At 72.3% G+C, this 22,530-nt stretch carries 16 protein-coding genes, 1 tRNA gene and 2 pseudogenes; 7 read left to right on the forward strand and 12 right to left on the reverse strand.

What is annotated here, in order from left to right:
* Positions 1–157 precede the first annotated feature (157 nt).
* Positions 158–230: transfer RNA gene (locus tag ACIQAK_RS24270), tRNA-Arg, on the forward strand.
* A gap of 233 nt (positions 231–463) precedes the next feature.
* On the opposite strand, the pseudogene ACIQAK_RS24275 reads toward ACIQAK_RS24270, so the two are convergent.
* Positions 464–700 (reverse strand): annotated as a pseudogene (locus ACIQAK_RS24275) (aminoglycoside phosphotransferase family protein); the annotation flags it as partial.
* Between the two features lie 434 nt (positions 701–1,134).
* Here ACIQAK_RS24275 and ACIQAK_RS24280 point away from each other — a divergent pair.
* Positions 1,135–3,234 (forward strand): annotated as a pseudogene (locus ACIQAK_RS24280) (restriction endonuclease).
* On the opposite strand, the gene ACIQAK_RS24285 reads toward ACIQAK_RS24280, so the two are convergent.
* Together ACIQAK_RS24285 and ACIQAK_RS24290 are read right to left on the reverse strand one after the other, a co-directional pair.
* Positions 3,231–4,841 carry an alpha/beta hydrolase gene (locus tag ACIQAK_RS24285; protein ID WP_366391220.1) on the reverse strand — a complete coding sequence of 537 codons (1,611 nt, stop codon included), beginning with the start codon at positions 4,839–4,841 and terminating at the stop codon, positions 3,231–3,233. The pseudogene ACIQAK_RS24280 and the gene ACIQAK_RS24285 sit on opposite strands and share 4 nt — an antisense overlap.
* A 124-nt stretch (positions 4,842–4,965) precedes the next feature.
* Positions 4,966–5,928 (reverse strand): aminoglycoside phosphotransferase family protein, encoded by a 963-nt coding sequence (locus tag ACIQAK_RS24290; protein ID WP_366391221.1) that lies wholly within the window; start codon positions 5,926–5,928, stop codon positions 4,966–4,968.
* Positions 5,929–6,085: 157 nt separating this feature from the next.
* On the opposite strand from ACIQAK_RS24290, the gene ACIQAK_RS24295 reads away from it, so the two are divergent.
* Positions 6,086–6,724, forward strand: coding sequence for a hypothetical protein (locus ACIQAK_RS24295; RefSeq protein WP_366391222.1), 639 nt, complete (start codon positions 6,086–6,088; stop codon positions 6,722–6,724).
* Positions 6,725–6,765: 41 nt separating this feature from the next.
* On the opposite strand, the gene ACIQAK_RS24300 is transcribed toward ACIQAK_RS24295, so the two are convergent.
* The 3 genes from ACIQAK_RS24300 to ACIQAK_RS24310 form a co-directional block, all read right to left on the reverse strand.
* Entirely contained in the window at positions 6,766–7,671 is a 906-nt protein-coding gene (locus ACIQAK_RS24300) for an adhesin (RefSeq protein WP_366391223.1), read from the reverse strand.
* A gap of 170 nt (positions 7,672–7,841) precedes the next feature.
* A complete protein-coding gene (locus ACIQAK_RS24305) occupies positions 7,842–9,785 on the reverse strand; it encodes an MFS transporter (protein WP_366391224.1) in 1,944 nt (647 codons plus the stop codon).
* 172 nt (positions 9,786–9,957) lie between these two features.
* Positions 9,958–12,390 carry a serine hydrolase gene (locus ACIQAK_RS24310; protein ID WP_366391225.1) on the reverse strand — a complete coding sequence of 811 codons (2,433 nt, stop codon included), beginning with the start codon at positions 12,388–12,390 and terminating at the stop codon, positions 9,958–9,960.
* Between the two features lie 194 nt (positions 12,391–12,584).
* On the opposite strand from ACIQAK_RS24310, the gene ACIQAK_RS24315 reads away from it, so the two are divergent.
* The 3 genes from ACIQAK_RS24315 (at position 12,585) to ACIQAK_RS24325 (ending at position 14,942) form a co-directional block, all read left to right on the forward strand.
* A complete protein-coding gene (locus ACIQAK_RS24315; protein ID WP_366391226.1) occupies positions 12,585–13,304 on the forward strand; it encodes a GPP34 family phosphoprotein in 720 nt (239 codons plus the stop codon).
* Between the two features lie 329 nt (positions 13,305–13,633).
* Positions 13,634–14,491 carry a helix-turn-helix transcriptional regulator gene (locus tag ACIQAK_RS24320; RefSeq protein ID WP_026242169.1) on the forward strand — a complete coding sequence of 286 codons (858 nt, stop codon included), beginning with the start codon at positions 13,634–13,636 and terminating at the stop codon, positions 14,489–14,491.
* A gap of 244 nt (positions 14,492–14,735) precedes the next feature.
* Positions 14,736–14,942, forward strand: a complete 207-nt coding sequence (locus ACIQAK_RS24325) for a DUF397 domain-containing protein (protein ID WP_366391227.1) — start codon at positions 14,736–14,738, stop codon at positions 14,940–14,942.
* A gap of 224 nt (positions 14,943–15,166) precedes the next feature.
* Here ACIQAK_RS24325 and ACIQAK_RS24330 read toward each other — a convergent pair whose 3' ends face one another.
* The gene (locus ACIQAK_RS24330) at positions 15,167–16,012 is read right to left on the reverse strand and encodes a hypothetical protein (protein ID WP_366391228.1); all 846 of its coding nucleotides are present in this window, start codon (positions 16,010–16,012) and stop codon (positions 15,167–15,169) included.
* 219 nt (positions 16,013–16,231) lie between these two features.
* On the opposite strand from ACIQAK_RS24330, the gene ACIQAK_RS24335 reads away from it, so the two are divergent.
* Entirely contained in the window at positions 16,232–17,014 is a 783-nt protein-coding gene (locus tag ACIQAK_RS24335) for an SDR family oxidoreductase (protein ID WP_366391229.1), read from the forward strand.
* Between the two features lie 63 nt (positions 17,015–17,077).
* Here ACIQAK_RS24335 and ACIQAK_RS24340 read toward each other — a convergent pair whose 3' ends face one another.
* The 5 genes from ACIQAK_RS24340 to ACIQAK_RS24360 all read right to left on the reverse strand — a co-directional run bounded on the left by ACIQAK_RS24340 (position 17,078) and on the right by ACIQAK_RS24360 (position 22,357).
* Positions 17,078–18,193 carry an ADP-ribosylglycohydrolase family protein gene (locus ACIQAK_RS24340; protein WP_366391230.1) on the reverse strand — a complete coding sequence of 372 codons (1,116 nt, stop codon included), beginning with the start codon at positions 18,191–18,193 and terminating at the stop codon, positions 17,078–17,080.
* 167 nt (positions 18,194–18,360) lie between these two features.
* Entirely contained in the window at positions 18,361–20,742 is a 2,382-nt protein-coding gene (locus tag ACIQAK_RS24345; RefSeq protein WP_366391231.1) for a tetratricopeptide repeat protein, read from the reverse strand.
* A gap of 222 nt (positions 20,743–20,964) precedes the next feature.
* A complete protein-coding gene (locus ACIQAK_RS24350; protein ID WP_366391232.1) occupies positions 20,965–21,174 on the reverse strand; it encodes a helix-turn-helix transcriptional regulator in 210 nt (69 codons plus the stop codon).
* Complete coding sequence (locus ACIQAK_RS24355; RefSeq protein ID WP_366391233.1) at positions 21,174–21,449, reverse strand: DUF2975 domain-containing protein; 276 nt, start codon at positions 21,447–21,449, stop codon at positions 21,174–21,176. Before ACIQAK_RS24355 ends, ACIQAK_RS24350 begins: the two co-directional genes overlap by 1 nt.
* Before the next feature lie 23 nt (positions 21,450–21,472).
* Positions 21,473–22,357, reverse strand: a complete 885-nt coding sequence (locus ACIQAK_RS24360) for an NPP1 family protein (protein ID WP_366391234.1) — start codon at positions 22,355–22,357, stop codon at positions 21,473–21,475.
* Positions 22,358–22,530: the final 173 nt, after the last annotated feature.

Here is a 22,530-nt window from a genome sequence, read left to right on the forward strand (position 1 = left end):
TCCCCAGCAAGCCACACACCCATACGTCCAGCACGCCACCCGCTACACTGGCGGCGGCGAGCAGACCCTCACCGGTCGATCACCAACCTGTCCAAAACATGTCAAAAATCGACTCCGCACGTGGCGCCTTTTTAGACACATTTTTGGGCAGATCCCCGCCTTCGTAGCTCAGGGGATAGAGCACCGCTCTCCTAAAGCGGGTGTCGCAGGTTCGAATCCTGCCGGGGGCACAAGCGAAGAGGCCACCTAGGAACGTTCCTAGGTGGCCTCCGACATCCACTCCTGGCCAGTTCCCAGCGCCTCAGCCCCACGGTGACGGCGAGGACGAATGCGGCGTACAGAGGGTCCTTGCGGGCCGCAGCCAGGGGGGTCAAGGGCTTGACCGGGGACCACGGGCTCGGCTCTCGCGCCTCCGCCTGCTCGTCGCGTCGAACGCGTTCGTGACAACGGGGCCCGTTTAGCCTCACATCCGGGATCTCAGCACGTCGACCTCACAGCCCGGCGCGAACGGGTCGAAGCCGTGCTCCATCAGCCGACGGACTGCCAGCAGGCTTCGCAACGACCACCAAGCGCGGATCGCGTCGGGGCCGATGTCGGTGCCGTAGCCGGCGAGGACGTCGTCGAGGTGCTTCTCGTGTCCGAGCGTGAAGGTGGCGAGGTCGTACAAAGCATCACCCTCGCCCGCCTCGGACCAGTCGATATCGGCGGCCAGCATCTCGGGGATGGTCGCCGATGTCGCCGGGTCTATCGCGTGCGATCACGCGGCCGGCTGCGTTCCGGCACCCGGCGGCCCTGGTCATCCCCGACGCTCTCCCGCAGCACCGTTGTCCCGTCCCGGCCGATCGCGCGATCTCCCCGTCGCCCGTCGGCACACTCCCTGCCGGCTTCGAGAAGGTGCCCCGCGCAAACACGTTTCGCAGCCCATGAGTTGGAGCTGTGCGGCGGACCGCGTTCCGGAGAACGCGGCGCCGACGGAACCGTACGAGGTCCTCGTCGGCCACCGCGCGAGGGCATATGCGGCAAGGGCATGGGCTCGCGGCAGGTTGCCGACTAGAGTCACTCCATCACTGCTGGTTATGGGGCCAGGGCCGGGGGTACGCACGCCCAGCCGCTGGTGGGGAGGGCCTGTAGAGCATGAGCCGTCGCTCCAATGGGTTGGTCGGTGTCTGGGCTGAGGCGCAGCGCCAACAGCAACGTCAACAAGAGGCGCAAGCCGGGTACCAGCGGGACCTGGATCGGCAGCAACGCGCCGTCCGTGGGGAGCTCGCGCCCAGCTATCGCGAGCAGCGGAGGGCGTACCGGGAGCAGCGCGAGGCGGAGGCGCGTCGGCGTACGGAGGAGATCGACGCGCGGGTCGAGTCGTTGCAGCGGCTGCTGGCGGCGGGGTGCCGGTCCCCGGCGTTCAGGGCGGGGACCCTGGCCCGGGCGGAGCAGGTCGCGGCGTTCGCCCCGGGGCAGCTCGCGCAGCCCATCCGTATGCCGGAGCAGCATCAGTACCAGCCGCAGGGCGGTTGGACCGCCACCCGACGATCCCAGGCGTAGGCAGAAGCACGGGCCTCGTTCGAGCGTGACCGGCAGGCCGCCCAGGTCGCGGAGGCGCAGCGTCAGCAGCAGCTGGCGTCCTACCGGCAGGAGTACGAGTGGTGGGCACAGGGGCAGTTGGGGGAGATCCGTCGGCACAACGCCGCCGTCGCGGAGATGACGACGGGGCTGCGCAACGGGGACCCCGAGGCCGCCGTGGAGTACTTCTCCGCCGCTCTGTACGCCTCGACCGGCTGGCCGGAGGGTCTGCCCCGCCAGGTGGCGGCAGCCTACGACGCCGGGGCGCGGCAGTTGGTGCTGAACTGGGAGCTGCCCCGGTACGACATCGTCCCGGAGGCGAAGTCGGCCCGCTACATGATCAACGCCGATCAGGTGAAGGACTCGCCCCGGCCGGTCACGCAGCGCCGCACCCTGTATCGGGACGTCCTCGCGCAGTGTCTTCTGCTGGTCCTGCGTGATCTCTTCGCCGCCGACGAGTTCGGCGCGCTGGAGTCGGTCGCGCTGAACGGGTTCGTCGACGATCACGACCCGACGACCGGCCGGCGGACGCCCATGTTCCTCGGTACGGTCATGGCCCCGCGCTCGACCTTCGCCGCGCTGCACCTGGAGCAGGTGAACGCCGTCAACTGCCTGGTGGACGGGCTCCGTGGGCAGCTGTCGACGCGGCCCGACCAGTACGCGGCCGTGCGGCCCGGCCGGGTCCCCGAGGACGTCGGGAACGGGGTCGTCACCCATGGAGGCGACGAGGAGCCGGATCTTTACGAGATGGACCCCATCGCCTTCGAAGGGCTGGTCGCCGACCTGTTCCGGGCCATGGGCATGCAGGCGGTGACCACCCGGCGCTCGAACGACGGCGGAGTCGACGTCGACGCGCTGGACCCGACGCCGATCCGTGGCGGCAAGATCGTCGTCCAGGTCAAGCGGTACCGCAGCACCGTGCCGCCCACCGCCGTCCGCGACCTGTACGGCACCATCCAGGATGCCGGGGCCAACAAGGGTGTCCTGGTCACGACGTCCCACTTCGGTCCCGGCGCTCACACCTTCGCCAACGGCAAACCCCTGGAGCTGGTCGCCGGTTCCGAGCTGGTCGACCTGCTGCACCGCCACGGGCTGCGTGGGCGGCTGGGCACCGGGACCGGCGGGACCCGTGGGGAGACTTCGGTGCCCGCCCAGCGGGCGGCGCAGGACAGCGTGGGCGGCGCCGAGGTCGACCACAACGTGCTGGGCATGTACTGGTCGGGCGACGTCGCCCTGGACGTCTGCGCGCTCGTCTGCCACGGCAACCGGGTCCTGGACGACGATCACTTCGTCTTCTACAACAACCCGCAGACACCGGACGGCACGGTCCGCGCGCTGGTTCCCCTGGCGCCGGACCGGGCCGCCATCCAGGTCTCCTTCGACGCTCTGCCCGAGCGCGCGGACCGCTTGGTCGTCATCGCCTCGGTCGATCCCGTCACCAACCCCGCGGCCGGCCTCTCCGGGTTCAGCGACGCCGGTATCCGGCTGCTCGACGCCGAGGGGACACCCCTCGACCAGCTGGACGTCTCCGACGGCCGGGACGACGAGACCGCCCTCGTGCTGGGCTCCTTCCGCCGCCGCGCGAACGGCGACTGGGAGTTCGTCACCGGTGGCCGGGGATACCCGGGTGGGCTGGAGGAGCTGGTCCAGGACTACGGCATCGAGGTGGATTAGGCGTCCTGCTTCACACAGACCTCGTCCCTCCTGGGCAGCTCGCCCGTCTCCAGGTACCGGTTGACCTCGGCGTCCACGCAGGCGTTCCCGTACTCCCCGTACAAGCCGTGGCGGTCGGCGCCCCGAAGGGTGAGGAGCCGGGAGCTGGGGAGCTGGTCGTGCAGGGCCACGCTGCTCCGGTAGGTGGTGCGCGGGTCGCCCGTGGCGGCGACGATCAGGGCCGGGGCGTCGTGGCGTATGCGGGTGGGGTTCTCGCGCGGGGGGTCCCAGAACGCACACGGACCGATGTTCTCGGTGAGGGAGCCGAACAGGGGGTGCGCGGCGCGGGAGCTTTCGATATCGCGCCAGTAGAGCTCGGGATCGCGCGGGGCCGGCACGTCTCCGCAGATGATCGCCATCTGGACGCTGCCGGAGGGCGAGTCCACGCCGCTCAGCATGTAGCGCAGGATCTCCCTGAACTCCGGTGACGGGCTCGTGGGTTGCCCCGTCGCGGCCTTGGCCAGGACGGAGACCCGTTCGGCCAGCGACGCCCGCGCCCGGTCGGTGTCGTCGGCCACGCCCATGAAGATGAGCGTCGGTATCCGGGTGTCGTCGAGCCGGAAGACCTCCGGCTCGGTACCTATCGTCAGGGGGCTGCGCGCCGCCCTCGCCATCACGCGGTCGACGGTGGCGAGCACGGCGCCACGGGAGCGGCCGAGGCCGTAGGTCGTGTCGTGGCCGGCCGTCCAGGCGGCCCAGGCGGAGAGCGCCCGGTCGTTCTCCCGTACCGCGCTCTTCAGCAGCCGGGGGCTGTAGTCGTCCGGAGCCGACGCTCCGTCCAGGACCATCCGGTCGTGGCGTCCGGGGAACATCTGGGTGTAGACCGTGCCCAGGTAGCTGCCGTACGAATAGCCCAGGTAGGAGATCCTCCGCTCGCCGAGCGCACCCCGGATCACGTCCATGTCGCGGGCGGTGTTGCGCGTGGTGACGTGCGGGAGCACCGAGGCGTTGGTGGCGTGGCACTTGTCGGCCAGGCTCTTGCTCAGGGCCACCTGGCGGTCGAAGCCCGCCCGGCCCGCGCCGGCCGAGAACCAGGGGAAGCTGACGGGCCAGCCGCAGTCCAGCTGGGTACTGCGGCCGACGAAGCGGGGGTCGAAGCCGATGATGTCGTAGCGGGAGCCGACCTTCTTCATCGCCTTGCGTATGACCGGCGGGGACTCCAGCGCCGTGCCGCCCGGTCCGCCGTTGTTGAGGAGGATCGCGCCGATGCGGTGGCGGGTGTCGGTGGCCTTGAGCCGGGATACCGCGACCGTGATCGTGCGGCCCCGGGGAGCCGTGTAGTCCAGCGGGACCGTGACGTCCGCGCACTGCACACCCGCCTGGTCCAGGTCTCGGCCCGTCGTGTCGTCGGGGGTCTGCGCGCACGTGCCCCAGGCCAGGCGTTGGCGGTGGTAGCGGTCGAGTCCCCCGTTTCCACCGTGACCAGCGGCGACGCCGGCGGAAGGGGCGGAGGGCGTGGAAGGTGCGGCCAGGGCCGGTGACACGGTGAGGCCTACGGCGAGTGCGAGGCATGCGGCTACGGCGCTACGGGCCGCCGGACTGTGGATGGTCTGCTCTGCGAATCTCACCCATCAGACGCTAGAAGTCCGGGCGTTCGCGTTCACTCCGGCTGGCCCCCCGGTTGACAGGGGGCCAGCGCCCCCTGGTGGCCGGAACCATGGCGGGCCCCCCGCACGCACCCATGACGCGCCCTCAGCCGAGGATCTCCCCGATCACCCACCACGCGTTCCGCGCCATGACCGGGTTCGACTCCCGGTAGGCCGCCAGCTCCATCACCGCGATGGACAGGGCCCAGCCCCGCCCCCGCTCCCAGCTCGCGTCGTCGGCTTCGATCGCCGTACGGAACGTCTCCCTGGCCCCGGCGGGCAGCAGATACCAGGCCGCGATCAGGTCGACGGCCGGATCGGCCAGGCCCATGCACGCGAAGTCGATCACCCCCGTCAGCCGGCCGTCCGCGACCAGGACGTTGCCCGGCTGGAGGTCGCCGTGCACCCACCCGGGCGCGCCCGTGAAGGCCGGGGCGGTCAGCGCCTTGTCCCAGGCGGCGGTGGCCGCCCCCGCGTCGAGGACGCCGTCCAGCTCGGCGATCACCTGGCGCGTCTCCGCGTCCCGGGAGGCCAGGGGTTCGCCGCGGTAGGCGGGCGGGCCGTCCGTCGTGTCGATCCGGCGCAGTGCGAGGACGAACTCCGCGAGGTCGGCGGCGAACAGCTCCGGAGCCCACGTGCCGTCCCCCGGGGCGGGGTTCGTTCCCTCCAGCCACGTGCACACCGACCAGGCCCAGGGGAAGCCGTCGGACGGTTCGCCCTGGGCCAGCGGTATCGGCACGGGCACGGGCAGTTGCGGGGCCAGTCGGGGCAGCCAGTGGTGCTCGGTCGCCACATCCGCCGCGCTGCCCTCCGTACGCGGCAGCCGTACCGCCATGTCGTCGCCCAGGCGGTGGACCGTGTTCGCCGTCCCGCTCGCGTCGAGCGCCCGCACCGGCAGGTCCGCCCAGTGCGGGAACTGGGCGGCGATCAGCGTGCGGACGAGGGTGGCGGAGTCGAGGGCGGCGGAGTCCGAGGTGGTGGAGTCGCGGGTGGTGGAGTCCAAGGTGGTGGAGTCGCGGGTGGCGGAGTCCGAGGTGGTGGAGTCGCGGGTGGCGGAGTCGCGGGTCATGGGGTGAGTGAACCAGCTGGATTCGAGGCCGCACAACGTCGTTCGTACGCCACAGGAGGGCGGCGTTCGTCAGGCGACGCCAGAAGGAGGGGCGTTTGTCGGGCGACGCCGCGAAACCCGGTCGTGGACGCGCACCCGGCCTGCGAGAGTGTCCCGCATGAACGCCGACCCGCCCGCCGACCAGGCACCCGTACCAGACAGAGGCCCGGCCTCCGCCCCGGGCCGGCACTACGACGAGGGGCGCTGGCTGGCCCAGTACGCCGGTCTCGTGTTGGTGGTCTGTCCCCGGTGCGGGGGACGCGCGCACGTCGTTCCCCGCCCCGGACTCCGCGAACCCCGTTACTTCAGCGAGCTGTTGTTCCAGCCGCGCCGTCTGGCCTGTGGGCGATGCGGCGCCGTCGCCGGGTGGCAGCCGGGGATGCGTGGGCCCGGGCTCGTCGGGGCAAGGCTGGGCGGTACGGAGGATCCGTTCTTCCATCGCCCCCTGTGGCTGCAGATCCGCTGCACCGGCCGGATCCTGTGGGCCTACAACGAGGAGCACGTCGACCATCTGTCGGCCTACGTCCGCGCCACCCTGCGCGAGCGTGGTGGCGCCAGCCCGACGATGGCGATGTTCGCCCGGCTGCCCCGGTGGATGAAGCTGTCCCGCAACCGGTCGGAGGTCCTGGCGGGTCTGGAGACGCTGCGCGGCCTGGCCGGGCGGTCCGCGCCGACCGACCGGTCCGACGCGGCGCACGAGCGTGGTGACCGTTCGCGCGCTTCCGGGGGCCTGTACTTCCGGGGCGGACCGTACTAAGACGCCTCCTGACCGCCCCCGGAACGGACGGCCTGGTCACCTCAGCGGCACGACGCCTTCATCTGGGCCGCCGCGTGGTGCGCCCCCACCCGGTCCGCCGCACCCCAGTCCCGGCCCCGGTCGATGAGCAGTACCGCGAAGGTGTCGCCCTTGACCGGGTAGTCGCCCACCTCGACCGGGCTCCCCCGGTGCTGCGTCTGGCGCACCGCGAACCCGGTGTAAGCGGAGTCCGCGTCGGCCGGGTCCGAGAGCACCCGGTACACGCTCGGGTCGCCCGCCGCGTCGCGGGCGCGCCCCTGGGGCACGAACACCGTCAGCGCGCACTCGCGGAAGCCCTCACCCAGGTGCCAGGACCAGGTGGCGGTGGACCCGCGGTCCTCGGTGGGGCTGCCCGACATCGGGACGGCGCTGAACCGGCCGTCGCAGCCGCCGCCGGTGAAGCCACCCGAGGCGACCGCGTACCAGCCCGCCTCGCCCCGCTCGAAGCGCCCGTACTCCCGGTACTCCCCCGCCGTGCAACCCGGGCCCGCCCATTCCGTGAAGCGGTGGCCCTCCTCCGGCTCCTCGGGCGCCTCCGGCGTCCGGGCCGGAGGCGTGCCGGTGGCGTCCTCCCCCGGGCCGATACGGGTGGGCGCCCCGCCCCCGGTCCGGTCCGGCAGGGCGCCCGCCCGGCCCGCCGCGTCCGTACGGCTCGTGCCGCCGCCCACGCTCCCGCCGCCCGACACGAGCAGCGCGACCACCGTCGCCAGACCCCCGGCCGCCATCACGACTCCAGCCGCCAGTAGGGCTTTACGTCGTCGGGGCAGGGTGGAGACGCGGCCCGTCAGGGTCTCGTGCGCGACCCAGGAACCGTCACCGGCCCCCGACCGGGACCGGGCCGCTCCGCAGCCGGGGCAGACCATCCCCGGCAGCGCGCCGCGCTGACCGCCGCAGTGTTGGCACCTCATGGCAGGACACCTTGCCAGGGCGGCGCCCGCAGAGGGAGGGCTCACGAACGATGGCCCGTACAGCCACCCCTGTCCAACAGGCGCCGGTCAGGCCCGGCCAGGACCGCTCACACCGGCCCGGCCGCGCCGGTCAGGCCCGGCCGCCAGGACCGCTCACACCGGCCCGGCGTTCACCTGAGCTCCTCCGGGCACGGCGTCCCCGGCTCCAGCTGGTACGGGGCCGCCAGCCGGTACACCCCCGGCTCCGGCGCGAGGAGTTCGGTCCACTCGTCGCCGTACGGTCCCTCTTCGATCTTGTTCAGGCAGCCGTGCAGGTTGTCGAAGGTCTTCGGGGCCGTCTCGTCCTCCTCCGTCCGCACCTTGGACTCCTCGGTCTCCTGCGGCCGCTCCAGACTCTTGCCCTGCTGGTCGACGAGGCCGAGCCAGCGCGAGTACGGGATCCGGATCAGCACCCGGCCCGCCGACTCGACCCGGATCGTCAGCTCGTTCGCGCCCGCCTTCTCCACCGTCGCGGGCGGATCGGCGAGCGGGGTGGGCTCCAGCACCCGGTAGAGCTTCCAGTTCTCGTCACCCCAGATCTCGCGGAGGTAGGGCAGCCCCTTCCCGACGAGCTCCGTCTCCCGCTCGGCTCCGCGGTCCGGCTTTCCGGTGGGCAGCACCACGTAGTGGACCGCCCAGCGGTCCAGCCACTGCCGGTAGTTGACCGCGTTCAGGGTGTCGTCGTAGAAGAGCGGGTTGCGCTTCATGTCGGCCTGCCGGTTCCAGCCGCGCGCCAGGTTGTACGTGGCCAGCGCCGAGGCCTCCCGGTGGCTGCTGGCGGGGACCACCTCGACCCGGCCGCGCTCGGCCCCGACCTGCTGGAGCTGGTTGACCAGGGGGGCCAGCGAACGGGCCCAGGAGGCGGTGGGGGTGGTGCGGACGATGTCGTCGACGCCCTTGAAGCCGATCCAGAAGTTGAGCCCGGCGAACGCGAGGACCAGCGCGTACCAGCGGCGGCTGCGCGGCACGGTGTACGGGAGTGCGGCGAGCAGCACGATCCCGGCGAACAGCATCGCCATACGGGTCACGTTGGACCCGATCTGCGAGTCGACGAAGTAGGTGAGCACCGTGCCCAGCCCGTAGACCAGCGCCGCCGTGCGGACCGTGCTCCAGTCACGCGGTACGAGGACGAACACGAGGACCGAGAAGACGAACGGCAGCGACACCGTCCCCAGCGACATCGGCTGCGTACCGGAGAACGGGAACAGCAGGGAGGACAGCGCCACCACGGCGACGGGCGCCAGCCCGATCGCGTACGCGCCGGGGCGCCGCTTGTGGAGGAAGAGCGCGGCAGCGACGACCCCGAGGAAGAGCCCGGCGACGGGGCTGGACGCGGTGGCGAGACCGGCGAGCGGGGCCGCGACGGCCGCCTTCGCCCACCGCTTGTACCGCCAGCGGTGGGGCCAGCAGAAGACGGCGGCGACGGCACCGACGGCGAACATCATGCCGAGCCCGAACGTCACCCGCCCCGACAGCGCGTTGCACAGGTAGGCGAAGACCCCGGCGAGCGAGCAGGCCAGCGGATTGCGAACGGCCCGGACCCGGACCAGGATCAGCGCGGTCAGCCCCGCCGAGACCGTACCGACGATCATCATCGTCGAGCGGACACCGAGCAGGGACATGAGGTACGGCGAGACCACGCTGTACGAGACGGGGTGCATGCCCCCGTACCAGGCGAGGTTGTACGCGGTGCCCGGATGCCGGCCCACGAACTCGGCCCAGGCGTCCTGCGCCGCGATGTCGCCGCCGCTGTTGGCGAAGAAGAGGAACCACAGGACGTGGGTGACGGCGGCGGCCGCCGTGGCGACGGTGACCGGGTGGCGCAGCAGCCGCCGGGCCAGGGCGGGGGGCGGCTCGGGGGCGGCAAGCTCCGTGGGGGGCTGCGGAGTCCGGGGGGAGGGCAGCAGGACGCGGGGGGTGCCGCCGACGACGGCGTCCTTGCCGGACGCGGCGTCGCTCTCACGGCTCCCCACGGTCTGTCCGGCGACTTCCCGGGTGATCTTCCCGGCGACTTCCCCGGCGATCTCCCCGGTGCTGTCCGCCTCGCGGCCGGGTCTCGGCTCCGCGGTGGTCACTACGGCTTCTCCCCGTCCTCCGCCGGCCCCGTACGCCTCTCAGGACGCGCCCCGACGTCCTTCAGTTGTCCGGGGACGCTAACACGTACCTCCGACACACATCCCTGGCATGGAGCGGGGTGAGCGATGCCACTCACCCCGTCCCACACCTGCCCCGCGTACCGCTGCGCGCTCAGCCGATCCTGGTCAGCTTGTCGCCGAGAGCCGGCTCGGTCAGGTCGTCCTGAAGCACCACCGGTGCCGTGACCTTGCCGGTGCCCGTGCCCACGGCCACCATGCCGACCTCGCTGCCGGCCTGCGCGGAGTGCGCGATGCCCTTGCCGCTGTCGGTGACCTTGAGCTCGACCTCCAGGCCGGACCAGCCGACCGCCTTGAGGTTCTTCGTCGCTATCACCGGGGTCTGGGCGCCGAAACCGTTGTCCACGTACCCGACCACGTCACCCTTCTTCACCACCGTGGTGGAGGTCGGGGCGTCCTGGGCGCCCTTGATCAGCTTCAGGCTGTTGGTCAGGGAGAGCGACAGGCTGTCGTAGACCCGGCCCGTGTTGGCCTGCTGACCCATCACCGCTCCGTAGATCCACAGCGTCTTGCCGTCGACCACGGTGTTCGCCGACCAGAGCAGGTTGCCGCCGGCCGGGGTGGAGGAGCCGGTCTTGATACCGCTCACACCCGGCTCCAGGAGCAACGTGTTGTTGTTGTAGATCTTGCCGTCTATGCCCTTGATCACCGTCTCGGGCATGTCCACGATCTTCCGGAACACCTCGTTCCGCATGACCGCCTGGGCGAGCTTCAGTTGGTCGGTGGCGGTGGAGACGGTGGTCTTCTCCAGGCCGCTCGGGTCCGTGTACGTGGACCCGCTCATGCCGAGATCCTCGGCCGCGTCGTTCATCTTGTCGATGAACTTGTCCTCGCTGCCCGCGTCCCAGCGGGCGAGCAGCCGCGCCGCGTTGTTCCCCGAGGGGATCATGAGCAGCTGTAGCATCTGCCGCTGGGTGAGCTGCTGGCCCTTGGTCAGGGGCGCCGTCGACTCGTCGGGGCGCTGGGACTCGTCCTGCGCCTTCTGGTCGACGGTGATCTTCTCGCCCTCCTCGTCACCCTTGAGGGGGTGCTCCTCAAGGATCACGTAGGCGGTCATGACCTTGGCGACACTGGCGATGGGCGCCGGCTTCTGTGCGCCCTCGGAACCGAGCGACCCGACACCGTCCACCATCACGGCGGACTGCCCCTGACCCGGCCAGGTCAGCTTGGTCCCGCCGCCCTCGAAGCTGTACGTCGACTTCGCCGTGAGCTCCAAGGAGGGCTCCGGCAGCGGGCGCATCACCTGCACGATCGCAAAGACGATCAGCAGGAGGAGGAGCAGCGGGGTCCAGATCTTGACCCGCCGGACCGCCGTGCGGACCGGGGTCTCGGCCGGCGGCGGGGTGTTCGTCAGCTCGGCGAGCAGGTCGAGCGGCGGCTTGGGCGGCAGCGGCTGCTGCCGGGTCCGCTCGGCGGCCGCCCAGGACGGGGTGACGGAGGTGGTCGACGAGTCCTCGGCGTCCGGCGCCGCCGCGGGTGCCTCGGTCTGCGGGGCGCGGGGGGCGGGGGCAGGCCGTACGTCGTCGGAGCGCAGGGGCACGAAGGTGCTCGTACGCTCGACGGGGCTTTCGGGCTTGCCCTGTTCCGGCTTTTCCTGCTCCGGCTTGCCCTGCTGAGGCTTCCCCTGCTCAGGCTTCTCCTGCTCCGGCTTGCCCTGTTCCGGGGTGTCCGGCTTCGGGGTGTCCGGCTTCGAGGCCTTGTCACCGGCTGTCTTGAGTTCCTCGAGCTCCTTCGGCGAAAGCTTCAGCGCGGTCGTCGGCTGGTCGACCCTGCCGACGGGCGCGACCGCCTTGAAGACGGCCGTGGGCTGATCGATTCCTCGCAGGTCAGAGCCGGTGGTGGTGGCGGTCCCGGCAGCGTCCGAGTCCGCTGCTTCGGGCTTCTCGGCGGCCTCAGGGTTCTCGGCGGCCTCCGGCACCTCAGCAGGCTCGGGGTCGGCCTCGGCCCCGGGCGCGGCTTCCGGCTCCGCGTCGGCTTCCGCCTCCGCAGCAGGCTCACCCTCCGCCGTGTCCGCCGTCCCCTCCTCGGCCGCCGCATCGACCCACGCGGCCACCGCGGCGCGCAGCCGGCCGTCACCGGACTCCGGCTCGCCCTCGGCCGCGTCCTCGTCGCCCGCCGCGTCCTTCGTGTGGCCCGCCGCGGCCTTCGCGTCGCCCTCAGGAGCCTTCGCGGCCGCATCAGGGCCTTCGGGGCCGCCCTCGGAGTCCTCTGCGGGCCTCTGGGGCGTTACACCGCCCTCAGGGGCCTTCGCGGGCTCCTCCTCGCCGGAAGCGGAGTCTCCCGCGCCGGAAGTGGACGCTTCCGCGCCGGCGACGGGCTCCCCGGCCCCGTCCTCCGGAAGTCGGGGGCGGAAGACGGCCGTCGCCGTGCCCGACGTCCTCTCGTCCACAGTCGTCCCGTCCGCAGTCGCGCCTTCGTCCGCGTCGGCACCGGATTCACGGAACACCGCGAAGCGCGGGTCTCGCTCCTCCGCAGTCGTCCCCGACGACTTCCGCTGCTCCGTTTTGTCGGGGGACTCGCCCGCCACCGATGCCTCCTCATGCGCTGCGGGGAGCAACCCCGCGCTGTCCGAACCATCTACCAGTGTCCTGTGTGAACCCCTGGCCGAGCTGCTAGACGAGAACGACATACCTACTGGTTCCCCTGCAAAGCAGTCAGGCGCTCTCGACAGATGAATGTGAGAGGGGTCACCCTGTCAGACATCCACGCGGGGAGGCATGGATGGGCAGGAGCCGCAGAACAATCCCGGAGGAGCTTCTGTTGCTCGCTCTGGACCCGACCACGGGTACCACAGCGCAGCCGCAGTCGCTCGACCTCGGCCTGGCCGGGGCACAGCTAGTGGAGCTGGCTCTGGCAGGACGGATAGCCCCTGACGGGGATCGTATCGCCGTGGTGATGCCACGGCCGACAGGAGATCCGACACTGGACTCCGCACTGGAGCTGCTGCGCCGTCGTGGCAGCCCGGTCCGGGCGGTCCACTGGATCGGCGGACCCCGGCTGGGGCTGCGCCAGATCTATCTCGCCCATCTGGAGCGGTGCGGCATGGTTCATGCCGTGGCGGGCCAGATGTGCGGAGTACTGCCGACGACGCGCTACCAAGCGACGGAGACGGCCATCAGCCGGGACATCAGGGCCCGGCTGGACAGTGCGATCCGCACCGGCGTACCGCCGGACCCGCGGACCGCGGCGCTCGCCGCGCTGGCCCACGCGGTCGGACTCGGCAAGCACCTGTACCCCGGGAACGAGGGGCGTTCATCGCGCTCCCGGCTCCGGGACCTGATCAGGCACGACCCCATGGGCGGCCTCGTGGCGCACGCCGTGATGGACGTCCAGAACGGTGTGGCGGTCCAGCCGCGCCGTACGCAGCAGACAGCGGGCGTTCCGTTGCAGCCGCAAGCACAGGCACGCCGCGACAGCATGGCGCAGACCGCCGCGAGCTGACCCGGCACGCCCGCACCGCCCGGCCGGGCTCGCCCGGGCCGGACCCGCGCAGAGGACCGCGCGGACAATCGCACACCGCCGTACCGTCGTCATCGGACCCGGTTCGGGAGCCGCACCACGCGCGGGGCAGCCGGTACCGACCGGCTGCCCCGCGCGCTTGCGCGCCGTATCGCACGCCCTCGCGCGCGCCGGTCCGTGCTCCGGTGCGCGTCAGGGTGCCCGTACCGCTCGCCCCTGCGTGTGGCCGTTTCCCAGCGCGGCCGGGGCAAGGGGTGGCAATCTGCTGAGCAGTAGATACGCACAGCTACATAGCCGGAGGTGCACTTTCCGTGCCGTCCAACGTCAATCCCACAGTCAGGCGACGCAGGCTGGGCCAGGAACTGCGCCGCCTGCGCGAGCTCAAAGGCATGACGGCCGAGGAGGTGGCGGAGCGCCTGCTGGTCTCGCAGTCGAAGATCAGCCGTCTGGAGAACGGCCGCCGTTCCATCAGTCAGCGCGATGTGCGTGACCTCTGCGGGGTGTACGAGGTCGAGGACGTCCGCATCGTCGACTCCCTCATGCAGATGGCCAAGGACTCGCGCCAGCAGGGCTGGTGGCACGCCTTCGGCGACATTCCCTACAGCGTCTACATCGGTCTGGAGACGGACGCGGAGTCCCTGCGCGTGTACGAGCCCCAGATGGTCCCCGGCCTGCTCCAGACCCGCGCGTACGCCGAGGCGCTGATCAGCGGGGCGCTCCCCGAGGCCCCGCCCTCGGACATCGAGAAGCGCGTCAACGTACGGTCCCGGCGCCAGGACCGGGTCAACGCGCCGGAGAACCCGCTGCGGCTCTGGGCCGTGATCGACGAGTCGGCGCTGCGCCGGCGGGTCGGTGACAACCAGGTGATGATCGACCAGCTGGAACACCTCGTCGAGCAGTCCCACCTGCCGCATGTGACCGTGCAGGTGCTGCCGTTCGACATGGGGGCGCACCCCGGGATCAACGGGCAGTACGCGATCCTGGAGTTCCCGGACGCCGCGGACTCCAGCGTCGTCTACATCGAGGGCGTCACGAGCGATCTCTACCTGGAGAAGGCGAACGACGTGCAGCGCTACAGCGTGATGTACGAGCACCTGCGGGCGCAGGCCCTGAACGTGGAGCAGACGCGGGAGTTCATCAGCAAGATCGCCAAGTCGTACACCAGTTGAGCGGACCGCCCCACCGGCTGAATCAGGACACCGCGCGGTCCGCTCCGACGGGGACGGAAGGGCGTCGAGTGAGCGGCGGCGGCACGATACACCGCCGCCGACTCACTGCATAAGAGATCCTGACCAAAAGACACCCGGTCGAGTGAACGGCTATCTCATAGATGGGGCTTGGCGAGTAGCGTCGATCACGCCAACCGGAATCTGGTTGGTGCGACTCACCCAACTCTCTGAAACCGGAGTGAACATGGCTATTCTTCAGGGTGCTACGGAAATGTGGACGAAGTCGTCGTACTCCGGGGGCAACGGCGCGTGCGTCGAGGTCAAGTCCCCGGTCGCTCTGTCCATCGCCGTACGCGACTCGAAGGCTCCCGAGGGCCCTTCGCTGACCTTCGTCCCCGGTGCGTGGAACGCGTTCGTGCGCGAGGTCGCCACGGGCCCGGTCGACGCCTGACCGGCACGTCCGACCGGCACGTCCGACCGACACCCCCGACCGAGACACCTGACCGACACCCCTGACCGAGGGCGCGCGCCCGACGTCCGAAAACCGCCTGTCCACACGGCAGGCCGCACCACCTGATGGAGCCCTCTCGACCGGTCGCCGTCCTGGCCGAGGGGGCTCGGCACGGCACGCACCCCACCCGCCCCCACCGCCCCTCATGCCGTCATCCCACGCCGTCACCTCAGCCGGTCGACGTACCGATCCGTCCCCGGCACGGTCGGGATGAACGGGGCGACCAGCTCCACCCGCCCCAGCCCCGCCCCCGCGACCGCCGCGTCCAGCCCCGTGAAGTGCGCTTCCCAGCAGGTACGGGGGTCCTCCTGGAGGAACCACAGCAGCGTCAGCCGGGTCTCCACCCCCTCGACCTGCTTCACGTACGTCATACGGTCGCCCGGCAGGGGCGTCGGCCGGAAGACGGTCACCATGGCAGCGGGCGACCCGCTCAGCCGCTCCGGCAGATGCCGCGAGCGCAGCCACTCCAGCAGCTCCGCCCGCCGCTCGGGCCCTTCGGTGTCGACGACCTGGAGGACGAGGCCCGCGTAGGGGTGGTCGAGCGCGTGGAAGTCCCGGGGCCCGGCGGCCCCGTCCCGGTAGACGGTGGCCTCGTGGTCCTGGAAGGCCGTGAAGACGTGGGTCCGGTCCTGGTAGACCCGGCCGTCCCGGTCGAGCCGCCTGTTGATGGCGACGGTCCACTTCATGTGCTCGTCGTAGCGGCCCTCGGTCACCCAGTACGTCGACAGGTAGCACCCCGCGCCGACGGGCCGGGCCACCGCCGAGCTTGCCGGATAGCGCAGCTCCTGGAGGTCCTTGGTGGCCACCCACCGCCGTCCGGCGAACATCCACGGCATGGCCGTCGCGCCGGCGTAGTAGTGGTCGTCCTCGTACCAGCGGTTGTACGCGTACTCACGGCCCGGATGCGGCTCGACCATGGTGATCAGGGCATGCCCGGGACGCACCCCGTAAGGCCCCGTCGCCGCCAGCTCGGCATAACTCTCGCTCCGTGTCCCGCCGTCGTCCACCATGCCTCCTCCCTTGTGCGTTCCCTGGTGCTCTGTCCATGCCATAGGGGCCCTGCCCCTCCCAAGGGCCCTGCCCCCTCCACCGGGCACGTCCCCCTCCACGGGGCACGCCCCCTTCCACAGGGCACGTCCCCCTCCACGGGGCACGTCCCCTTCCACGGGGTCCCGTGGGCCACTACTCTGACGCCCCGTCAGCTGAACTTCCAGGGCCTGGAGGCACCGATGTCGCTCGCTGGGAAGACGGTCGTCGTGTCGGGCGTCGGCGCGGGGCTGGGGCACCGGATCGCGGCGACCGTCGTACGGGACGGCGGACGCGCGGTGCTCGGGGCACGTACGGCGGCGAACCTGGCGAAGGCCGCGGCGGAGATCGACCCGGAAGGGCGGCACACCGCCCATCTGCCGACCGACATCACCGACGAGGCGCAGTGCGAGGTGTTGGCCGCGCTGGCGGTCGAGCGGTTCGGCGGGATCGACGCGGTGGTGCATGTGGCCGCCTGGGACAGCTACTTCGGCGGACTCCAGGACGCGGACTTCGCCACCTGGCAGTCGGTCATCGACGTGAACCTGCTCGGTACGCTGCGGATGACCCGGGCCTGTCTGCCCGCCCTCAAGGAGCACGGCGGCTCAGTGGTGGTGATCGGCACGCAGTCCGCGGTGGCCGCGCCCTCCCAGGTGCGGCAGGCGGCATACGCGGCGTCCAAGGGGGCGCTGACCTCGGCGATGTACTCCCTGGCGCGGGAGCTGGGACCGCACCGGATCCGGGTCAACACCGTGCTGCCGGGCTGGATGTGGGGGCCGCCGGTGCAGGCGTACGTCCGGTTCACCGCCGACTCCGAAGGCGTACCGGAGTCCGAGGTGCTGGCCCGGCTCACCGAGCGGACGGCTCTGCCGGAGCTGGCCACGGACGGGGACGTGGCGGAGGCCGTCGCCTTCCTGGCCTCCGACCGGGCGCGAGCGATCACCGGCCAGTCGCTGCTGGTCAACGCCGGTGAGCTGATGCGGTGACGCGTTGACGCGTTGACGGGGTGACGCGCTGACGCACCGCTCCACGGCCCCTGCCGCTGCCCCTCAGCCGCGCGGGTAGCGGGCCAGCCAGCCGGGGGCGGCGGCGGTCGGGCTGTGCAGGGCGGGGCCCTGGGTCATCTCCATGGCGAAGTCGTCGGCCAGTTCGAGCAGCGTGGGGCGCCCCTCCAGCTCCGCGAGCCAGGCCGGCGGCAGCGCGGTCTCGCCGTGCAGCGCCCCGAGCAGCGCCCCGCAGACGGACCCGGTGGCGCGGGACTCCCCGCCGTGGTTCACCGCGAGGCGCAGCCCGTGCCGTACGTCCTCGCTGACCAGCGCGCAGTACACGGCGACGGCCAGCACCTCCTCGGCGGCGTCGCCCGCGCCCAGCGCCTCGATGAGGGCCGGTCCCGGGATGCCCTGCCGCACCGACCCGAGGGCCTGCCGCAGGGCCTCGGCCACCGGTTCGTGGCCGGGGCGGTCGGCGAGCAGGGCCAGGGCACGCCGCACGGAACCGTCCAGGGTCTCCCCGCGCGCCAGCCCGTGCACCAGTACGGCGAAGGCTCCGGCGGCCAGCTGGGCGGCGGGGTGGCCGTGGGTCTGGGCCGCGCACTCGACGGCCAGCTGGAGCACGAGCTGCGGCTCCCACCCCACGAGCAGCCCGAACGGGGCGGACCGGGTGAGCGCGGCCGCGTCCCGGGCGGTGGGGTTCTTGGGCCGCTCCAGCGTCCCCATGACGGTGTCGCCGAAGCCGCCCAGGCACTCCCGGGTGGGGTCGCGGCGGGCGTAGAGCCACTCCTCGGCGGCCAGCCACCCGTTGTCCTTGCGCCGCTCGTCGGGCCCCCAGTCGTGCTGGGTGGCGGCCCAGCGCAGATGGGCCCGGTGCACATCGGTGGGCGGGTGCCAGGCGCCGGTGTCCCGGCGGACCTGGGCGCGGATCAGCCCGTCCACGGTGAACAGGGTGAGCTGGGTGAGCGCGGTGACGGCCCCGCGTCTGCCGTGCGCGGGAACGTAGTCGGTGACCCCTTCGGCACCGTGCGCCGCACGGATCTGCTCCAGCGCGAGCCCGTTGACGCCGGTCCCGAGCGCGTCCCCGATGGCTCCGCCGAGCAGCGCCCCGCGGACCCGGCTGCGGAAGTCCTGCTGCTCGGCCCGTCCCCAGACCGCCGTGGTCCCTGTGCTCACCCCGCCCCCTTCCCGACACCGCGTGCGCCTGTGCGGGGCCTTTTGCGGGCGACCGCGCAAGCAGCGTAATCGAACGGGCACGGGCGGCAGAGGGGGCGACCGGGGTACGTACGGGTATGTCGACGGACGTCCCGCAGGTCGTTTTTGACCGGTGGGAGCTGCCGGCCCTAGGCCCCCATCCGCTCCCGCTGCGCCCGCGCCCACCCGTACGCCGGGTCCAGCTCCAGCGCCCGGTCGAGGCCCGCGAGCGCCTCCGGCACCCGGCCCAGGGCCTCCAGCGCGAGGGCCCTGCTGCCGTGGGCCCAGGCGTAGGAGGGGTCCAGGTCCAGGGCACGGTCGTAGCAGGCGACGGCCTCCTCGTACCGCCGCGTCGCCCGGTACACCTCGCCCCGCTCCCCCTCCGTCCCGGCCAGGCCGGGGGTCAGCTCCTCGGCCCGGTCCAGGTCGGCGAGGGCGCCCACCCAATCGCCCAGGGCGGTGCGGACCCGGGCCCGCCGGACCAGGGCCCAGGCGTACTCCGGCCACAGCGCGATCGCCCGGTCGAAGTCGTCCAGCGCCTCCTCGTGACGGCCCAGGCGATGGCGGACCAGGCCCCGGCTGCCGAGCGGGACGGCGGCGGCCGGGTCCAGGGCGTGGGCCCGGTCCAGGACGGTCAGGGCCTCCTCCGGCCTGCCCATCCGCCGGTACGTCTCGCCCCGCTCGTACACCACCCAGGCCCAGGCGGGGGCGATCTCCTCCGCCCGGTCCAGGTCCGCGAGGGCCTCCTCGTACCGGCGCAGCGACCGCAGCACCACCGCCCGCCCCTGGTAGGCCCGTTCGCTGCGCGGGTCGAGGGCGATCGCCCGCCCGTGGTCGGACAGGGCGTCCTCCAGCTCCCGCACCCGGAAGCGGTCCCAGGCCCGCGCCACGAGGGCGGCCGCCCGGTCGGTGTCGGTCAGCTCGGCGCGGGTCAGCAGGAGTCCGAGTACGGCGAGGGGGCGGGGACCGTGGTCGGTGCAGGCGGTGAGGAGGTCCCGGCCCCAGTCGCGGAGTACGGAGCTGTCGGCGTCCTCACCCGCCTCCACCAGGGTCCGGGCCCAGTGGCGCGCGGCGACCGGGTGCTGGCCGCAGACCTCGATCCCGGCGCGCAGGGCGTCGGGCAGGGCGGTGCGGGGGCGGGCGCAGAGGCGGTGGTACAGCACGTCCAGGGTGGCCCGGTGCCACGGTCCCTCGGCCCAGAGCCGGTCCGGGTCGAGCCCCTCGGCCGCCGCTTCCCGGCGGGCGGTGAAGGCGTCGGCCAGCCGGTCGTGGGCCTCGGTCCACCGCTGCGGGGAGCCGGTGCGCTGGAGCCGGAGCATCGGGGCCCGTACGACCCCGTGGTAGCGGGAGCGGCCCGAGTGCGGCTCGACCACGAACGGCAGCTCGTGCAGCCAGTCGTAGAGGCCGGGGACGTCGAAGGGCGCGGCGACGCCCACCAGGTCCTCGTCGAACCTCCTCGGCAGCGCGCAGGCGAGCGCCGCCGCCCGGCGGGCCGGGTCGCTCTCGCCGGCCAGGAAGCGCTCGACGGCGGTCGCGTTCGCCTCACCGGCCGCGCCGGGGTTCGCCGCGAGCGTCGACACCAGCACGGGCAGCCCGCCGGAGAGCCGCAGCACCTCCCGTACGACCGGCTCCGCCACCACCCCGCGCTCGGTGAGGAGTTGGCGCGACTCCGCCTCGGTGAACGGCCCCAGCGGTACGTCGGCCACCAGCCGGCCCCGGTCGCCCCAGCGCGCGGGGTCCAGGCGGCGCTGACCGGCCAGGGTCAGGACCAGGTTGGCGGGGAGCTCGCCGTACCGCCCCGGGATCAGCAGGTCCGCCAGCCACCGGTCCAGCAGGGGCGCGGTGCGCTCGTAGGTGTCCAGGAAGAGGGCGACCCACGGCACCGCGTCCGCGACCCGCCCGACCTCGGCGACGAACACCGGCGTGAGGACCGCCACCGGTTCCGCCAGCAGCCGCGCCTCCTCCTGCTGCCGGGCCCGCCCCCCGAACACCGCCCGCAGCCCGCCCGCGCCCCGCGCCACGACCGCCGGGTCGATGCCCCCGGCCAGCGCCCCGACCACCGGTATCGCCCCGGCCGCGATCAGTCCCGCCTGCGCGGCCGCGAGCGCCCCGGGGGACGGCTCCCCGGCCGAGAGCTCGTTGTCCGCCGCGAGCCGGTCGGCCGCCTCGTGGAGGGCGCGGCGGTACGTGGCGAGCATCCGGTCCAGGGCCTTCAACGGGTGCCCCTGCTCGCCGAACTGCGCGGCGACGGCGGCCAGCACCTCGGGTACGGACTCGGCGCTCTCGTCGACCGACGCGATGAGCGCCCCGCTCTCCCGGGCCGCCCGCTGCCACTCCCGCACGAGCGAGGTCTTGCCGACCCCCGCGTTGCCCCGCACATGGAGGACGAACCGGTGCCGGGGGTCCTCGGGCGGGAGGGTGAAGTTGCGGCGGAACAGCTCGATCTCGGCTTCCCTCCCGACGAACGCGGCACGCCGCCGGCCTTCGATGATCTGCTGGAGGGAGAGGCGGCGGGGGCTGGACGGAGGCATGGGGCCAGTCTGTCAGCGGGCGGCCGCATCCGGGAGCGGTCGCGGTGGTGGTGGTCGCGCCCGGCACGGACGAGGAACTGCTCCTTGGCGGGGGCGCGTTCCCCGGGCGGCGTTCCGGTCACGGTGGAGGGCGGGGCTCCGGATGCCGGCTACCGGGACACGGCCCGCCGCCGGCTCACCCTGGACCGACCGCTGCGGCCGACCGCTCGGCCGGCGGGGGCGTCACTCGTCGGGGACGTACCGCAGTACGTCACCCGGCTGGCACTCCAGTACGCGGCAGATCGCCTCCAGCGTCGCGAACCGCACCGCCTTCGCGCGGCCGTTCTTCAGGACGGCGACGTTGGCGGGCGTGATGCCGACCGCCGCCGCGAACTCGCCGACGGAGATGCCTCGTTCGGCCAGCAACACATGGAGTTCGACGACGATCGCCATCAGATGACCTCGGCGAGTTCCGTCCGCAGGGCCGTCGCCTTGCCGAGCAGCGTGCGCATGATGACCATCAGCATGGCGAACGCCGCCCCCACCGCCACGCACGCCAGGGCGGCGAGCAGCGCACCCTCGACGTCCATGCCGTCGTCGGGCGACGGGATGGTGTCGAGGGTCAGGTGCACCGCTGCCCCGAGGGCGATCAGGGTCGCCACGACGGCCGCACCGATGACGGTGTCGACCCAACGGAAGGCGGCGCGGGTGAAGATGGCGTCCTGCATCGCCCAAGCGTAGACCGTGGTGGTCAGGTGGGAGTGACCATTCCTCCCGTTGGCGGGGAGGGAGCCGGACCGGGGTCGAAGGGGATACCGGCGGGCTTGGAGTTGTCCAGGAGGTTACGGAAGCGGTCGTCCTTGTCGGTGACCTTGATGGTGGCGGAGCCGAAGTCGGCGTTCATGAGCTTGTCGCGCAGGGCCGTGCCGGGGAAGCCGTTCCAGTCGACGATCGGGGGGTGGCGCCAGGTGCCGTAGTGGTTCTCGGGCGGCTCGTCGACGGTGTTGGCGAGGCGGAAGAAGTGCGTGCCCGGGCCGTCCTTGTGGTAGACGACCTTGGGGTGCGAGCCGTCGAAGCGCACCTGGGAGCGGGGGTAGGTCTTGACCGTGCTGTGCTGGGTGGTCGATACGTATTCCACCCGGTTCGACGCCTGGTCGACCCAGGAGACGACATGCTCGAAGTCGTGGCGGTGCCCGCCGAGACCGCTGCCGTGGACGGCTTGGTCCTTCTCGAAGTAGCTCGCGTAGACGATGGCGCACCAGCCGTTGTCGCATTTCGAGCGGGCGTACGTCTGGGAGTTGTCCAGGTCCGACCGGTCCCGGCAGCTCCCGTTGATCGCACCGGTCGTCCGCAGACCGGGGGCGAGGGTGCCGTCCGGGCCGATGGCGGGGGTGGCGTAGCAGCCGTCACCGTCGTAGTCGAAGGCGGGCGAGAAGGCCTGCTCGTACCCCCCGGCGTTCTGCGGCAGGTTCCGCGGCGGGTCGGCGTGGGCGGCGGAGGCGGTGCCCAGGACGAGCAGGCCGGCGGCCGCGAGGACGGTGGCGGTGCGAGTGGCTCGGCGGTGGCGGGCGGACGGGCCGGGGGCGACGGGATGCGCCGCCTCCGGTGACTCCACGAGCAGGGGCGGGTTCGGCATGGTCTCGTCTCCTCCTCGCAGGACCGGCCCCCCGCCCGGGCACACCGGTGCGCCGTCGGGGGCGGATCACAGGGGTGGCCGAAGCGGCTGCTCACTTCGGCGTGGGGCACCTACAGCAGTCTGGAGGAGGCACCCGGCGATTGTCCGTACACGGTCACGAATTTTCCGTGACG

Source organism: Streptomyces sp. NPDC088706, from assembly GCF_044752765.1.
Classification (GTDB): Bacteria; Actinomycetota; Actinomycetes; order Streptomycetales; family Streptomycetaceae; genus Streptomyces.

Excerpts from the sequence above, each read along its gene's own strand:
- ACIQAK_RS24290 (WP_366391221.1), bottom strand. The coding sequence starts at position 5,928 with ATGACCCGCGACTCCGCCACCCGCGACTCCACCACCTCGGACTCCGCC.
- ACIQAK_RS24295 (WP_366391222.1), top strand. The coding sequence starts at position 6,086 with ATGAACGCCGACCCGCCCGCCGACCAGGCACCCGTACCAGACAGAGGC.
- ACIQAK_RS24300 (WP_366391223.1), bottom strand. The coding sequence starts at position 7,671 with ATGAGGTGCCAACACTGCGGCGGTCAGCGCGGCGCGCTGCCGGGGATG.
- ACIQAK_RS24315 (WP_366391226.1), top strand. The coding sequence starts at position 12,585 with ATGGGCAGGAGCCGCAGAACAATCCCGGAGGAGCTTCTGTTGCTCGCT.
- ACIQAK_RS24325 (WP_366391227.1), top strand. The coding sequence starts at position 14,736 with ATGGCTATTCTTCAGGGTGCTACGGAAATGTGGACGAAGTCGTCGTAC.
- ACIQAK_RS24330 (WP_366391228.1), bottom strand. The coding sequence starts at position 16,012 with ATGGTGGACGACGGCGGGACACGGAGCGAGAGTTATGCCGAGCTGGCG.
- ACIQAK_RS24335 (WP_366391229.1), top strand. The coding sequence starts at position 16,232 with ATGTCGCTCGCTGGGAAGACGGTCGTCGTGTCGGGCGTCGGCGCGGGG.
- ACIQAK_RS24345 (WP_366391231.1), bottom strand. The coding sequence starts at position 20,742 with ATGCCTCCGTCCAGCCCCCGCCGCCTCTCCCTCCAGCAGATCATCGAA.
- ACIQAK_RS24350 (WP_366391232.1), bottom strand. The coding sequence starts at position 21,174 with ATGGCGATCGTCGTCGAACTCCATGTGTTGCTGGCCGAACGAGGCATC.
- ACIQAK_RS24355 (WP_366391233.1), bottom strand. The coding sequence starts at position 21,449 with ATGCAGGACGCCATCTTCACCCGCGCCGCCTTCCGTTGGGTCGACACC.
- ACIQAK_RS24360 (WP_366391234.1), bottom strand. The coding sequence starts at position 22,357 with ATGCCGAACCCGCCCCTGCTCGTGGAGTCACCGGAGGCGGCGCATCCC.